Origin of the sequence: Streptomyces sp. NBC_01276, from assembly GCF_041435355.1 — a bacterium.
Taxonomy (GTDB): domain Bacteria; phylum Actinomycetota; class Actinomycetes; order Streptomycetales; family Streptomycetaceae; genus Streptomyces.
In genome coordinates this window covers 2,534,704-2,548,257 of the sequence record NZ_CP108442.1, presented here as the reverse complement: position 1 = coordinate 2,548,257, position 13,554 = coordinate 2,534,704, and the positions used below count along the sequence as shown (strand labels likewise).

Genomic DNA, 13,554 nt, shown 5'->3' with positions numbered 1-13,554 from the left:
CTTCGGCACGGGTCAGGGAGGCCCGGAGGGTCCGGGCGCCATAAAAATAGGCGCCGGCCGTTGCGGGGGAGCGTTGTTCTTGTAACAGGCAGGCCGCAAGGAGCCGACGGAGCTGTTACACAACGGAGGGATTGCCGTGGGCCGCCCCGGCTGCTCCCATGGACGACGGGGGTGAGGCCGATGAGCGGACTCAAGGTGCTTCCGAGCGGCCGGCCCGGCCGTGGCCGGCTCTACGTCAACGGTTCCGACGGCCACGCGGTGGCCTGGTACGACCGGCGGACCAACCGGATCAGCGTCCTCGCGGACGACCAGCGCGCGGCGGTCCTGGCCGCCCTGCGCCCGCACTTGAGCGGCGACTGGACCATCGGGCCGCCGCCGGTCCCCACCGCCGCCGAACTGCTCCGGCTCACCCTCCCGCCCGACCGGGACCTGGCCCCGAACCGCCCCGGCGAGACCCTGCTCGGCGAGCTCGCGTACGGATCGCCCGGCAGCCGGGCCCGGCACCGGATGCGGCAGGAACTCCAGGCGCGGCAGCGGATCGGGGCGGAATCCGACGCCCTGGAGGAAGAGGACTGGCGGGCCCTGCACGACATCCCGCTGCCGGGCCTGGGGATGCTGGACCACCTGCTCATCGGGCCCCCGGGCGTGTTCGCCGTCCGCACGGTCCCGGGGCGGCGCCAGCGCGCCCAAGTCGGCGACCTGCTGCTGACGGTGGGCCGCGCCGAGCCCCGCCCGGACCCCCGGTGGATCCGCAGGGCCGCGGCCCGCGCGGCCCGGGCGCTGACCGCCCAGGTCACTCCCGTCCTGGCGCTCGCGGACGCCTCCCGGGTCGACGTGGCCCCGACGGTCCGGGACGTCCTCGTCCTCCAGCCCGCCACTTTGTCCGCCGTCCTGACGGCCGCCCCCGCCACCCTCAAACTCCCGGACGTGGAGGCCCTCTTCACCCTGGCGCGCACCCAACCCACCTGGTCCGCCCCCTAGACCGGACTGCCGAGTCCGGACCTCGCGGGCCCGGGGCCCGTGTCCGGACCTATCGGGCCCGGGTTCCGTGTCCGGACCTCTCGGGTCCGGGGCTCGCGTCGGGATACCCCTCCGGCCTGGGGCCCGAGGTCCGGACCCTCAGGCCGAACTCCGCTTGCGGGGCGCCGCCTTCTTCGCGGCGCCCGCGCCCGCGCCGGAGGCCGAAGCCCTGCCGGTCCCGGCCGACTTGGCGGCCGAAGCCGATTTCGCGGTGGAGGTGGACTTGGCGGCCCGGGTCCGCGATCCCGCCCCCGCACCGCCCGCGGACTTGGCCCCCGACCGGGCCGTGCCGGCGCCCTTGGCCGCGGCGGCACCCTTGGCGGTGGAGGTGCTCTTGGCGGTGGAGGTGCTCTTCTTCCCCCCGGCGGCCGCCTTCGCCCCGGCCGCCGTCTTCTTCGCGGCGCCCGTCGACGCCGTCGACTTCTTCCCGCCCACCGCCTTGGGCGCGGGAGCGCTCGACGCCGGCGTCCTGCGGCCGCGGATCGGCGTCACCTCCGCCGGAGTCCCGGACTCCGCGGAGTCCCCGGAGCCCCCGGCCCGGGACTCCCTGGCCGCCCGTACGCTGCTCTCCAGCGCCGCCATCAGGTCGATCACCTGGCCGCCCGCCGGCTCCACCACCGCCTCCGCCGGCTCGTACCCCTCGCCCGTCTTCGCCGCGAGCATGGCCTCCACGGCCTCGCGGTAGTCGTCGTGCAGCGAGGCGATCTCCACCTCGCCCAGGGTGGCCATCAGGGCGTCGGCCAGGTCGAGTTCGGCGTCCCGTACGGTCACCGACGCCTCGGGGGCCACGCCCTCCGGCTGCCGGATCTCGTCCGGCCACAGCAGCCCGTGCATGGCGATCACGTCGTCGACGACCCGCAGCATGCCGAGCCGCTCCCGCCCCCGCAGCGCGTACTTGGCGATCGCCACCTTCCGGCTCCGCTTCAGCGCCTCCCGCAACAGCGTGTACGGCTTCGCCGCCGTGGCGCCGTTCGCCGCGAGGTAGTAGGCGGCGTCCATCTGCAACGGATCGATCTCCTCGGCCGGTACGAACGACACGATCTCGATCGTCTTCGCGGTCGGGATCGGCAGCTGTGCCAGGTCCTCGTCCGTGATCGGGACGATCGACCCGTCGGCCTCCTCGTACCCCTTGCCGATCTCGGCGGCCGGCACCTCCTCGCCGTCGAGTTCGCACACCTTGCGGTAGCGGACGCGGCCGCCGTCGCTCACATGGATCTGACGGAAGGAGATCGAGTGGCTCTCGGTGGCGTTGACGAGCTTGATCGGAATGCTGACCAAGCCGAAGGAGATCGCCCCGTTCCAAATGGATCGCACGGTTCCTCCTGATTCGTGGCAATCTCATCGTATGACGCCGATCACCATGGTGGAGGGGCGTCGCATCGCGCTCAGCAACCTGGACAAGGTCCTGTACCCGCGGACCGGCTTCACCAAGGGCGAGGTGCTGCACTACTACGCCACGGTCGCGGACTCCCTCCTCGCGCACATCCGCGACCGCCCGGTCTCCTTCCTGCGCTATCCCGACGGTCCGGACGGACAGCTCTTCTTCACCAAGAACCCGCCACCCGGTACGCCCGCCTGGGTGAGGACCACCCCCGTGCCCCGCTCCGAGGACGAACGGGCCGAGCAGGTGGTCGTCCGCGACCTGCCCACCCTCATGTGGGCCGCCAACCTCGTCGTGGAGTTCCACACCCCCCAGTGGACGGCCGGCCGGCCCGCCGTCGCCGACCGGATCGTCTTCGACCTCGACCCCGGCCCGCCCGCCACCGTCGTCGAGTGCTGCGCCGCCGCCCGCTGGCTGCGCGGCCGCCTGGCCGCCGACGGCCTCGACGCCTACGCCAAGACCTCCGGCTCCAAGGGCCTGCACCTGGCCGTCGCGATCGAGCCGACCCCGTCCGCGCGCGTGTCCGCGTACGCCAAGACCCTCGCCCAGGAGGCCGAGGCGGCCCTCCCCGGCCTGGTCGTGCACCGGATGGCCAAGGCCCTGCGCCCCGGGAAGGTGTTCGTCGACCACAGCCAGAACGCCGCCGCCAAGACCACCGCCGCCCCCTACACCCTGCGCGCGCGGGATCTGCCCACCGTCTCGGCGCCCGTCTCCTGGGAGGAGGTGGAGGGCTGTCGGACCGCCTCCGACCTGGTGTTCCTCGCCGACGACATGGCGCCCCGACTGGCCCGCGACGGCGACCTGCTGGCTCCCCTGACCGACCCCGCCCGTGCCGGGAGGCTGCCGTGATCCGGGTGGCGCTGGCCACGGCCGTACGGACCCTGCCGCGCGGGGCCGGACTGGCGTACGAGCCCAAGTTCGACGGTCACCGCCTCGTCGTCGTGCGCACGGCGCAGGACGTGGTCCTCCAGGCCCGCTCCGGCCGGATCGTGACCGCCGCCTTCCCCGACCTGGCCGCCGCGGCCCGGCAACTGCCCGCCGGGACCGTACTGGACGGGGAGGTGGTGGTGTGGCACGCGGGCCGTACGGACTTCGCGCTGGTCCAGCGGCGCGCCGCGGCCGCGAGCGCGGCCCGCGCGGCGGTGCTCGCGCAACGCCTGCCGGCCTCGTACGCGGCCTTCGACGTGCTGGAACTGGCCGGGCTCGACGTCCGCGCCCGGCCCTACGAACGCCGCCGGGCGCTCCTGGTCGATCTGCTCCTGCCCCTGGGCCCGCCCCTCCAGCCGGTGCCGATGACCACCGACCCCGAGCTCGCCGAGACCTGGTACGCGACCCTGCCCGCCAGCGGCATCGAGGGCCTGGTCGTGAAGCGGCTCGACGAGTCCTACCCCGCCGGCCGTCGCTCCTGGCGCAAGCTGCGCCACACCGACGTCGCGGACGCGGCGGTGATCGGCTTCACCGGCACCCCGCGCCGCCCGCTGGCCCTCGTCCTGGTGCTGCCGGGGGAGGACGACGAGGCTCCGCTGGTGTCGAGCCCGCTCTCCGCGGGGCTGCGTACGGAGATGGCGGCGGCCGTCGCGGCCCTCGGGGAGGTGGCCCCGGCCGCGGCCACGGTCACCGCGATCGGGCTCGGCGAAGTACCGTTCCGCCCGCTGGACCCGCCGCTGGCCGCGGAGGTCCGGCGCAGTTCGGCCCGGCATCCGCCGCCGGAGGTGCTCCGGCTCCGGACGGACCTCTGACCCGCGGGGCCGCGGGTCAGAGGCCGGAGTTCGAAGGGGTCGTCGGGCGCGGGCCGGGCGCGGGTCGCTCGGGCGCGGGCCGGCTCGGGCGCGGGCCGGCTCAGGCGTGGGCGCCGCGCCCCGCGTTCGGGGGAGCTCCGGGCTGCGCGTGCGGTCCGGGCCCCTTGGGGAGCTCGTAGCCGGCTTCCCGCTCGGCGCGGGCGTCGTCCGGGTGGCTGTGGGTGCGGGAGCCGAAGTTGCCGTACCCCTGCATTTCGTGGGGGCGCAGGCCGCCTTCGGGGATCTCGACGTAGTCCCGCTCCTCGCGCACCTCGTACACCGCACCGCCGTCGGGCAGGTGGGGCTGGCTCTCGGGGGTGGGGGGCGGTGGCTCGTGGTCGCGCACCCTCCGGCCCAGTGCGAAGCCGCCGAGCAGGACACCGACGACGCCGAGCCCGACGACCAGGAACCACGCGATCTGGCCCAGTGTCGCGTCCGCCGCGAGGGGGATCAGGGTCGTATTCATACGTCCTATTTTCCCGCGTTTGGTCGGATTTCATGCAATCAGCCCAAAGAAACTTCGAACCGCGGGGGAGCGGGCCGCCGGGCCGCCCCGTCCGGTCCGCCCGCCCCTACCGCCTCACCGGACCCGTCACCTCACCGGATCCATCACCTCACCGGACCCGTCACCTCAACGGTCCGTCGGAATCCCGCAGCCCCTGCGCCTCCCGCCCGCCGAGCACCCCGAGGATCTCGGCGCAGATCGCCAGGGCGGTCTCCGCCGGGGTCTTGGCGCCCAGGTCGAGCCCGATCGGCCCGTGCACCCGGGCCAGTTCCGCCTCCCGGACCCCGGCCGCGACCAGCCCCTCCCGGCGCCGCGCGGTGGTCCGCCGCGACCCGAGCGCGCCGACGTACGGGATCCCGAGCGCGAGCGCCGTCCGCAGGGCCGGCACGTCGAAGTCGGGCTCGTGGCTGAGCAGCACCAGGCAGGCGGCATCCCGGTGGGCGGTCAGCACCTTTTCCGCCTCGGCCGCGTCCTCCACGCACACCGCCTCCCAGCCCAGCAGCGCCGCCTGGGCCCCGATGACGTCGGCCAGCTCGCCGGCCCCGCCGATCACCACGTGCGGCGCCGACGGGTACGCCTCCACGAGCACCAGCCCGGATCCCCCGTACAGCGCGTCCCGGCCGGGCCGCCGCGTACCGAGCAGCTCCCCGGCCCGGCGCTCCGCGTCGTCGCCGGGCGTCCCGCCGGCCCGTACGACCCGGCTCTCCGCCCGGTCGGCGTCCGCGTTCAGCCGGGTCACCAGCGCCACCCCGGCCCCCGTCCCGAGCAGCTCCCACCACTCGGCCGGGATCGCCGCGAGCGGCTGCAGCAGCACCTCGGCCTGCCCGCCGCAGGTCAGCCGGGCCTCCACGGCCTCGCCCGCCCCGACGGACAGCTCGCACACCCGGGCCCCCTCCGCGCCCACGGCCGCGCCCAGCGCCGCCGCCTCGGCGACGAGCTCGGCGTCGAACACCCCGTGGTACAGGGCCCCCACGCACTCGCCCCGCGCGTCCACGAGCACGGCCCCGGCCGGATCACGCGGCCCGAACCCCTGCTCGGTCACCGGCCGCGCCAGGAACGCGACCCGCCCCTCGGCCACCCACCGCCGTGCGGTCTCCGCCAGCTCACGCATCCTCGTCGCCCCATCCTCCACGCGCTGCTTTCCCGCAAATGCCCTGGTCAGCGGCACAATGCGGCCTGTCCGACCACCCTACGCACGCCCCCGCCCCGCACCCACCCCCCAAACCCACCAACCCCGCCCCACCCCCCTCGTACGGACCACCGGAAGTGGCCGGAACACCGTCACGAGAAAGAATCGGAGTGGGCGGGACCACCGTGTTCCCAGGTGTGCCGCCGAGCCCGTGCGGCGCCGTGGAAGGGGAACGGCCGAACCGTGGAGACCTTGAGACGCACCTTCCAGTCCCTCTCGGTGCGCAACTTCCGGCTGTTCGTCCTCGGACAGCTCCTCTCCGTCACGTGCACCTGGATGATGGTCATCGCCCAGGACTGGCTGGTCCTGGAACTGGCCGGCGACTCGGGCGCCGCCCTCGGGGTGGTGACGGCCATGCAGTTCACCCCCGTCCTCCTGCTGACCCTGTACGGGGGCGGGCTCGCCGACCGCCACAGCAAACGCAGCCTCCTGATGCTCGCCAACGGCGCGTCCGGGGTGCTCGCGCTGGCACTGGGCCTGTGGATCCTCCTCGGCGAGGTGCGGCTCTGGCACATCTGGCTCTTCGCCCTGGCCCTGGGCACCGTCAACGCGGTGGAGGCGCCCACCCGGATCTCGTTCGTCGGCGAGATGGTCGGCGGCGAACTCCTGCCGAACGCCTCGGCGATGAGCGCGGCCTACTTCAACGTCGCCCGCGTGGTGGGCCCGGCGATCGCGGGCTTCCTCATAGCCCGCCTCGACGTCGCGGCCGTCGTCCTGATCAACGCCGTCAGCTACCTCGGTACGGTCGCCAGCGTCGCCCTGATGCGCCCGGCGGAACTGCACGTCCCGGCGTCGCGGCCGGCCGCGCCCGGGATCGCGGACGGACTGCGCTACGTCGGCCGGCGCCCCGACCTCGTACTGCCGCTGGCGCTGCTCGGCGTGGTGGGCCTGGCCGGGTTCAACTTCCAGCTGACCCTGCCCCTGCTGGCCAAGACGGAGTTCCACACCGACTCCACCGCCTTCGGCCTGCTCAGCAGCTCCCTGGCGGCGGGCTCCCTGCTGGCCGCCTTCGCCACCACCGCCCGCCGCGGCCGCCCGTCGGCCCTCGTGGTGACCGGCTCGGCACTGGCCTTCGGCATCACGGAGGCCCTCGTGGGCCTGGCCCCGACCCTGACCACGGCCTGCCTGCTCCTGACCCTGACCGGCTTCACGATGATGTACTTCGCCCAGGCGTCGAACCACCGCGTCCAACTGGGCACGGACCCGGCCTACCGGGGCCGGGTGATGGCCCTCTACACGGTGATCTTCCAAGGGGGCACCCCCCTGGGCGCCCTCCTCACGGGCCTGCTCGCGGAACACCGAGGCCCCCGCTGGGCCCTCACCACGGGCGGCCTCATCACCCTCACCGCAGCGACCATCGCCCTGACGGCCTTCCCCCACCCGACATCCCCCACCACGGAGTCCCCCTGACCCTGTGGGGTACCTGACGCCGGCGTGGGCCGGAAACCGCGAGCGACGCCGACGCCATCGCCGCCGCCCTGTGCCGCCGCGACGGTCCCACCGACCTCACCACGCTCTCCGCCGAGCACGGCGGTCTGAGGGGACGCGTCCGGTTCACCTCCGCGGGGTGACCGGACGGCGCTAGCCTGGCCGGGTGAATGCGCGTAGCACCCTCGCGAAATGGCTGGGCACCCTGGATCCCGAGCGGCTGACAGCCTTGCTGGAGGAGCGGGATCTGCCGCTCGCCGCCGAGTACCGACGGATCACCACCCTGCTTGAGCTCGCCGAACACCTGCTCACCGACGAGTCGGTGGGCCAGGGCCTGATGGCGGGCACTGCCGGAGAACTGGAGTTGCTCGCCTCCATCGCCGCCCTCGCCCTGGAGCGCCACGGCCCGGTGGTCGGTGGCGAGGCCGAGGACGGGCCCCGGTATCCCTGGCAACAGCGGAAGCCCGTTGCCGCGGTGGAGCCCGCGGACCGCATGGTGTCCGAGCGGGACGTACTGGCCTGGTTCGAGCCGGGGGAGAAGCTGCGGCGGGCGGAGCACACGCTCGCCCGACTGCGGGAGCGCGCGCTGTTGCTCCCCGCGCCCAAGGGGAAACTGGCGCTGCCGCCGCTGTTGCATGTCCGGGCCACTGGGTTCGACGGTTACGGGCGCACCGCCAACCGGCTGCTGACCTACGCCTACAACGCCCCCGAGGTCAAGCGAATCGCCGCAACCCTCTTCGGCGAGGGCGCGGCCCGTACCCGCGACCAGGCCCAGGAGCTGATCGTCGCTCTGCTCGCCGATCCCGCCCGGGTGCGGGCACTGGTGGCGGACGCCCCGGTCCGGGCGCTGGAGCTGCTGGACCATTTGGTACCCGGCCCGCCGCTGCTGCGCACTCACTGCTTCGTCGGCCGGTACGGGGCGCAGTACGCGGGCCCGGACGCCAAGTACGTCTTCCGGGAGGGCGGCAGCGGCGACGTGGGCACCGACTGGCTGGCCGTGCGCGGACTACTGGTCCCCGTCGGTCTCGACCTGGTGGAGCTTCCGTACGAGGTCGCCCGTGCGCTCCGTGACGGGGGCGCGGCACCCAGCCCCGAGCTGGAACCAAGGCCGTTCACCGCCACCGCGCCGCTGCCGTCCGGCTGGGATGGCGAGGGTGGCACGGCCGCCGCGGCGGCCGCCTGGAGGGCCGAACTGGTACTGCGGGCGCTGGCCGCCCAGCCGGTCGCGGTCCGCAAGGCGGGCGGGATCGCCGTACGGGACACCCGGCGGTTGGCGAAGGCCGCCGGGGCCGATGAGGCCGACACCCGGCTGTGGCTGGACCTCGCGGTCAACGCCGGCCTGGCCGCGCCTCAGGACGACGAACCCGCCCCCGCTCCCCGCGGCCGCCGGAACTCCAACGGGCCCAAGCCCTCCGCCCGGCTGCTGCCGAGCGACCGCTACGACGCTTGGGTAGCCGCCCCCGCAGCGGGCAAGCTGCTGCCGCTGCTGGCCGCCTGGGCTGTGGTCCCCGCAGTGCTCAGCCACTGGCCGGACCCCGACGAGACCCCGGTCGCGCTCGTCAGCCCGCAGGACGAGGACGCCGTGGCCCTGCGCACCGGGGTCCTCCGAGCGCTCGCGGTCCTCCCCGACGGACAGGGGTTGACCGGCGACGCGCTCGGATTCACCGAACTCCTCTCCCTGGCCGCGTGGTTCCAGCCCGCCCTGCGCGGCCACCTGGCCGCAGACGGCACCGGGGAGCTGACCGGACTGGACGCAGTGCTCGACCGCCTGGCAGCCACCCTGACAGAGGCGGCCCATCTCGGCGTGGTCGCTCACGGCGCGCTCACCCCCGCCGGGCGGGCCCTGTGTCGACTGCTGGAGGTGGGAGCCGCCCATCACTACCCGGCCGTGCCCGGCGCGGGCACGGACCCGTCCGCCCGCGGCTCCGCGGGCCTGGGCGAGGACCTCTCCCTGCGCCCTGCCCTGGCACAGGCGGTGACCGCACTGCGCGAGGCCCTGTACGCGGCGCTCCCCGAGCCCAGCGAGACGGCCCGGTTCCAGAGCGACCTGACGGCCACCGTCACCGGTGCGCCCGCGCCCGCCCTCGCAGAGCTGCTCTCCGCTGTCGGCGACATCGAGTCCGAAGGGCACGCCGTGGTCTGGCGGATCACTGCGACCTCCGTACGCCGGGCCCTGGACGCCGGCTGGAGCGCAGACGAACTACTCGACCGCCTCACCACCGCGAGCGAGCGCGGCACCCCACTGCCACAGCCGCTCGCCTACACGATCAAGGACACCGCCCGCACCCACGGACAACTCAAGGTCGTCCGCTCCGCCTGCTGCATCCGCTCGGACGACCCCGCACTGATCGCCGAGGTGGCCCAGGCCCGAGGCCTGACCAAACTCCGCCTCCGCCGGATCGCCCCCACGGTCCTGATCTCCACCGCCCCGCCAGAGGAGACGCTGTCAGCCCTCCGCACGGCCGGCTACGCCCCCACCCAGGAAGCCGAAACGGGCACGACCGTCCTGGACCGCGCCCCCACCGACCGCGCCCCGAACCTCCTGCCGACCCTGGAACAGGCCCACCCCCGGTACGACGAACCGCGCCGCGGCGTCCCGGCGAGCGCCCGCACCCTGGCGGCCCGGCTCCTCAGCACACCTGGGTGACGAACGCCTGCCCAGCGCCGACCCCGAACCCCGAGGTCGCCGAGCGTGCGGGCAACAGCGTGGAGGTGCTGCTCAGTCGGTACGCGAAGTGCCTCGACGGCCGCCAGGAGGTGGCCAATAGGAGGATCGAAGACCTGCTGCGCGAGTACGAGTGATCGCGAGTGAGTGGAGATACGCTGCGAGGCCCCTGGACCTGTCCGGGGGCCTTCGCCGTTCCCGGGGCTGACCTGCGCGGATGGACCAAGATCCTGTCCACGGATAGTCCACGGGGGCTGACATACGGCTGCACAGGGCGGCAGTTGGCTGCACATACGCGAAGACCCCGTCCTCAGCATTCGCGCTGATGGCGGGGTCTTTGGGCACCTCGTACAAGGTGCCCCCGGCAGGATTCGAACCTGCGCACACGGCTCCGGAGGCCGTTGCTCTATCCCCTGAGCTACGGGGGCGTGTCGTTCGCGTTGCGGCGACGGGTTGAACACTACCAGCTTCCGTGGGGTGATCAGGAACCGATTTGGGCGGGAGGAGGAGGTCGGTCGCCCGGAGGGGGTGGAAGTGGCGAAAACCCGGACGCGGGGGCTTAGGGCGACCTACCCTCAAGTTGTGCCAGGCGCCTCGGGCCGGGTGCTTGTTGTCGACGACAACAAGGTCATCCGGCAGCTGATCAAGGTCAATCTCGAGCTGGAGGGCTTCGAGGTCGTGACCGCGAGCGATGGTGCCGAGTGTCTGGACATCGTTCACCGGGTGCAGCCCGATGCGATCACCCTTGATGTGGTCATGCCGCGGCTGGACGGGTTCGGGGCGGCCGCGCAGTTGCGGGCCGATCCGCGGACGCGGCACCTGCCCGTCGCCATCGTGAGTGCCTGCACCCAGCACGAGGTCGAGGCCGGGATCGCCGCCGGGGTCGACGCGTTCCTCGCGAAGCCCTTCGAGCCCGCCGAGCTGGTGCGCATCGTGCGCAGGCTCGTCGAGCGCAAGGACCGCCGCGAGCGGAAGGGCGCGTCGGCCGGCAGAGGGGCCTGAGGGTTCTTTTTCGCGTGGCCGGCCGGGGGCGGTTCAGGGGTGGTTCGGGGTTCTGTTCGGGGGTCGGGTCCCGGGGTCGTTCACATGGCTGTTCACATGGCGAAACCCGGTGCGGGCCGACGGGGCTTCTCCCCTAGGGTGGGTGACGTGATCCCCGCCGACCTCTCTCGTGCCGTCGTACACGCCGTACGCCGTGCCGTCGAGAGCGGTGAGCTGGGCGCCGCGTGCGTGCCCGAGCGGGTCGTCGTCGAGCGGACGCGGCCCGGCGGGGTGGGGGAGTACGCCACACCCGTCGCCTTCCACGTGGCCAAGGGGGCCGCCCGCGTCCCCCGCGACGTGGCGGACGTGCTGGCCCGGCTGCTCGCCGAGGAGCCCGGGATCGCGCGCGTCGACGTCACCGGAGCCGGGTTCCTGAACTTCACCCTCGCCGCCCGCTCCGAGGCCGCCCTCGTACGGGAGGTCCTGAGCGCCGGGATCCGGTACGGGTACGCGGACGGTGGCGGCGAGGCCGACCCCTTCCGCTGGGCTCCCCACGTCGGGCCGCGCGAGCGGGCCGTGCGCGAGGCCGTCGGGCGGATCATGAGGTCCCAGGGGCAGGAGCAGGACTTCGGGACCATCCCCCTGGCCCCCGTCGCGAGGCGTGACGGCGACGTGATCGCCGCCTACGGGCAGGACGCCGCCCGCTGGGCCATGCTCCGCGTCCCGGCCCGGGAGACCCCCGCCTTCGCGCCCGGCCTCCTCGTCCAGGACGAGTCCAACGAGCTCTTCCGGGTGCGGTACGCCCACGCCCGCGCCCGTGCCCTGAGCCGCAACGCCGCCCTGCTCGGGTTCCACGCCGGGGCGGGTGAGGACGCGGAGGGCCGTGAGCTGGTGCGGGTGATCGCCGAGTACCCGCTCGTCCTCGAAGCCGCCGCGCACCACCGGGCCCCCGAGCGGCTCGTCCGGCACCTCGTCACCGTCGCCGATGTGCTCCTCGACCACCAGCACCACGTCCTGCCCCGAGGGGACGAGAAACCCTCGGCCGCCCACCGCGCCCGGCTGGCCCTCGCCGAAGCCGCCGGCACGGTGCTGGCCGGCGGCCTGGCCCTGCTCGGCGTAGACGCCCCCGACTTCCTGTGACCCGCGAAGAGAGATTCCGATGAGCCGTTCCGCGCACCCCGCCGGGCCCCGCCACGCCGACGTCCTGCCCGAAGGCCACTACGCCCCGCCGCCGGCCGACCTGAACGTGCTGGACGAGAAGGTCTGGGCGCGCACCGTCACCCGCGACGACGACGGGGTGGTCCGCGTCGGCGGGATCGAAGTGACCCGGCTCGCCGAGGAGTTCGGGACCCCCGCCTACTTCCTCGACGAAGAGGACTTCCGCGCCCGCTGCCGCGCCTGGGCGCACGCCTTCGGCAAGGACGCGGACGTCTTCTACGCCGGCAAGGCGTTCCTCTCCAAGGCCGTCGTGAAGTGGCTGAAGGAAGAGGGGCTGAACCTGGACGTGTGTTCCGGCGGTGAACTGGCGACCGCCCTCGCCGCCGGGATGCCCGCCGAGCGGATCGCCTTCCACGGCAACAACAAGTCGGAGGGCGAGATCCGGCGGGCCGTCACCGCCGGCGTCGGCCGTATCGTCCTCGACTCCTTCCAGGAGATCGCCCGCGTCGCGCACATCGCCCGTGAGCTCGGCGTGCGCCAGCCCGTGCAGATCCGCGTGACCGTGGGCGTGGAAGCGCACACGCACGAGTTCATCGCGACCGCGCACGAGGACCAGAAGTTCGGCATCGCCGTCGCCGACGGCTCCGCCGCCGAGGCCGTGCGGCGGGCGCTCGGGCACGAGAGCCTCGACCTGCTCGGGGTCCACTCCCACATCGGCTCCCAGATCTTCGACATGGCCGGTTTCGAGGTGTCCGCCAAGCGGGTCATCCAGCTGCTGGCCGCCGTACGCGACGAGCACGGCGTCGAGCTGCCCGAGATCGACCTCGGCGGCGGCCTCGGCATCGCCTACACCTCCGCCGACGACCCGCGCGAGCCGCACGAGATCGCCAAGGCCCTCACCGAGATCGTGGCGCGGGAGTGCGAGAGCGCCGGGCTCAAGGCGCCCCGCATCTCCGTCGAGCCCGGCCGCGCGATCGTCGGCCCGACGGCGTTCACCCTGTACGAGGTGGGCACGATCAAGCCCCTCGAAGGCCTGCGCACCTACGTCTCCGTCGACGGCGGCATGTCCGACAACATCCGCACCGCCCTCTACGACGCCGAATACGGGGTCACCCTCGTCTCCCGCGTATCGGACGCCGAGCCCATGCTGGTCCGCGTCGTCGGCAAGCACTGCGAGAGCGGCGACATCGTGGTGAAGGACGCGTTCCTGCCGGCCGACCTCGCGCCCGGGGACCTCCTCGCCGTGCCCGCCACCGGGGCGTACTGCCGCTCCATGGCCAGCAACTACAACCACGCCCTGCGCCCGCCCGTCGTCGCCGTGCGCGACGGCGGGGCGCGGGTGATCGTCCGGCGCGAGACGGAGGAAGATCTCCTGCGTCTCGACCTCGGATGATTCCCATATTTCTGGGGAAAGCCCCCGGACCCTCAAAATAGGTATCCCAAACCGGT

12 protein-coding genes and 1 tRNA gene are annotated in these 13,554 nt (G+C 73.7%); 9 read left to right on the top strand and 4 right to left on the bottom strand.

Features of this window, described 5'->3' with window-relative positions; translation table 11 throughout:
- Positions 1-180 precede the first annotated feature (180 nt).
- Positions 181-981 carry a nuclease-related domain-containing protein gene (locus tag OG295_RS10705; protein WP_371676664.1) on the top strand — a complete coding sequence of 267 codons (801 nt, stop codon included), beginning with the start codon at positions 181-183 and terminating at the stop codon, positions 979-981.
- 138 nt (positions 982-1,119) lie between these two features.
- Here OG295_RS10705 and OG295_RS10700 read toward each other — a convergent pair whose 3' ends face one another.
- Entirely contained in the window at positions 1,120-2,334 is a 1,215-nt protein-coding gene (locus OG295_RS10700) for a Ku protein (RefSeq protein WP_371676663.1), read from the bottom strand.
- A gap of 31 nt (positions 2,335-2,365) precedes the next feature.
- Between OG295_RS10700 and ligD the strand changes: the two genes are divergently transcribed.
- Both ligD and OG295_RS10690 read left to right on the top strand, forming a co-directional pair.
- On the top strand, positions 2,366-3,250 hold the full coding sequence (gene ligD, locus OG295_RS10695; RefSeq protein WP_371676662.1) for a non-homologous end-joining DNA ligase: 885 nt from the start codon (positions 2,366-2,368) through the stop codon (positions 3,248-3,250).
- Positions 3,250-4,140 (top strand): ATP-dependent DNA ligase, encoded by an 891-nt coding sequence (locus OG295_RS10690; RefSeq protein ID WP_371681160.1) that lies wholly within the window; start codon positions 3,250-3,252, stop codon positions 4,138-4,140. Before ligD ends, OG295_RS10690 begins: the two co-directional genes overlap by 1 nt.
- 100 nt (positions 4,141-4,240) lie before the next feature.
- On the opposite strand, the gene OG295_RS10685 is transcribed toward OG295_RS10690, so the two are convergent.
- Both OG295_RS10685 and OG295_RS10680 read right to left on the bottom strand, forming a co-directional pair.
- On the bottom strand, positions 4,241-4,645 hold the full coding sequence (locus OG295_RS10685; protein WP_371676661.1) for a DUF6479 family protein: 405 nt from the start codon (positions 4,643-4,645) through the stop codon (positions 4,241-4,243).
- A gap of 160 nt (positions 4,646-4,805) precedes the next feature.
- Positions 4,806-5,795: an XdhC family protein gene (locus OG295_RS10680; RefSeq protein ID WP_371676660.1), complete on the bottom strand. Its 990-nt coding sequence runs from the start codon at positions 5,793-5,795 to the stop codon at positions 4,806-4,808.
- A 261-nt stretch (positions 5,796-6,056) separates the two neighbouring features.
- Here OG295_RS10680 and OG295_RS10675 point away from each other — a divergent pair, with 261 nt between their 5' ends.
- From OG295_RS10675 to OG295_RS10665, 3 genes are all read left to right on the top strand, one after another.
- Positions 6,057-7,283 (top strand): MFS transporter, encoded by a 1,227-nt coding sequence (locus OG295_RS10675; RefSeq protein ID WP_371676659.1) that lies wholly within the window; start codon positions 6,057-6,059, stop codon positions 7,281-7,283.
- 184 nt (positions 7,284-7,467) lie between these two features.
- Positions 7,468-9,948, top strand: a complete 2,481-nt coding sequence (locus tag OG295_RS10670) for a helicase-associated domain-containing protein (protein WP_371676658.1) — start codon at positions 7,468-7,470, stop codon at positions 9,946-9,948.
- On the top strand, positions 9,945-10,103 hold the full coding sequence (locus OG295_RS10665; protein WP_371676657.1) for a hypothetical protein: 159 nt from the start codon (positions 9,945-9,947) through the stop codon (positions 10,101-10,103). Before OG295_RS10670 ends, OG295_RS10665 begins: the two co-directional genes overlap by 4 nt.
- 219 nt (positions 10,104-10,322) lie before the next feature.
- On the opposite strand, the gene OG295_RS10660 is transcribed toward OG295_RS10665, so the two are convergent.
- A tRNA-Arg gene (locus tag OG295_RS10660) sits at positions 10,323-10,394 on the bottom strand.
- A gap of 106 nt (positions 10,395-10,500) precedes the next feature.
- On the opposite strand from OG295_RS10660, the gene OG295_RS10655 reads away from it, so the two are divergent.
- The 3 genes from OG295_RS10655 (at position 10,501) to lysA (ending at position 13,498) form a co-directional block, all read left to right on the top strand.
- The gene (locus tag OG295_RS10655; protein ID WP_266842318.1) at positions 10,501-10,968 is read left to right on the top strand and encodes a response regulator; all 468 of its coding nucleotides are present in this window, start codon (positions 10,501-10,503) and stop codon (positions 10,966-10,968) included.
- 147 nt (positions 10,969-11,115) lie between these two features.
- A complete protein-coding gene (gene nrtL / locus OG295_RS10650) occupies positions 11,116-12,087 on the top strand; it encodes an ArgS-related anticodon-binding protein NrtL (protein ID WP_371676656.1) in 972 nt (323 codons plus the stop codon).
- Positions 12,088-12,106: 19 nt separating this feature from the next.
- Complete coding sequence (lysA, locus tag OG295_RS10645) at positions 12,107-13,498, top strand: diaminopimelate decarboxylase (RefSeq protein ID WP_371676655.1); 1,392 nt, start codon at positions 12,107-12,109, stop codon at positions 13,496-13,498.
- Positions 13,499-13,554: the final 56 nt, after the last annotated feature.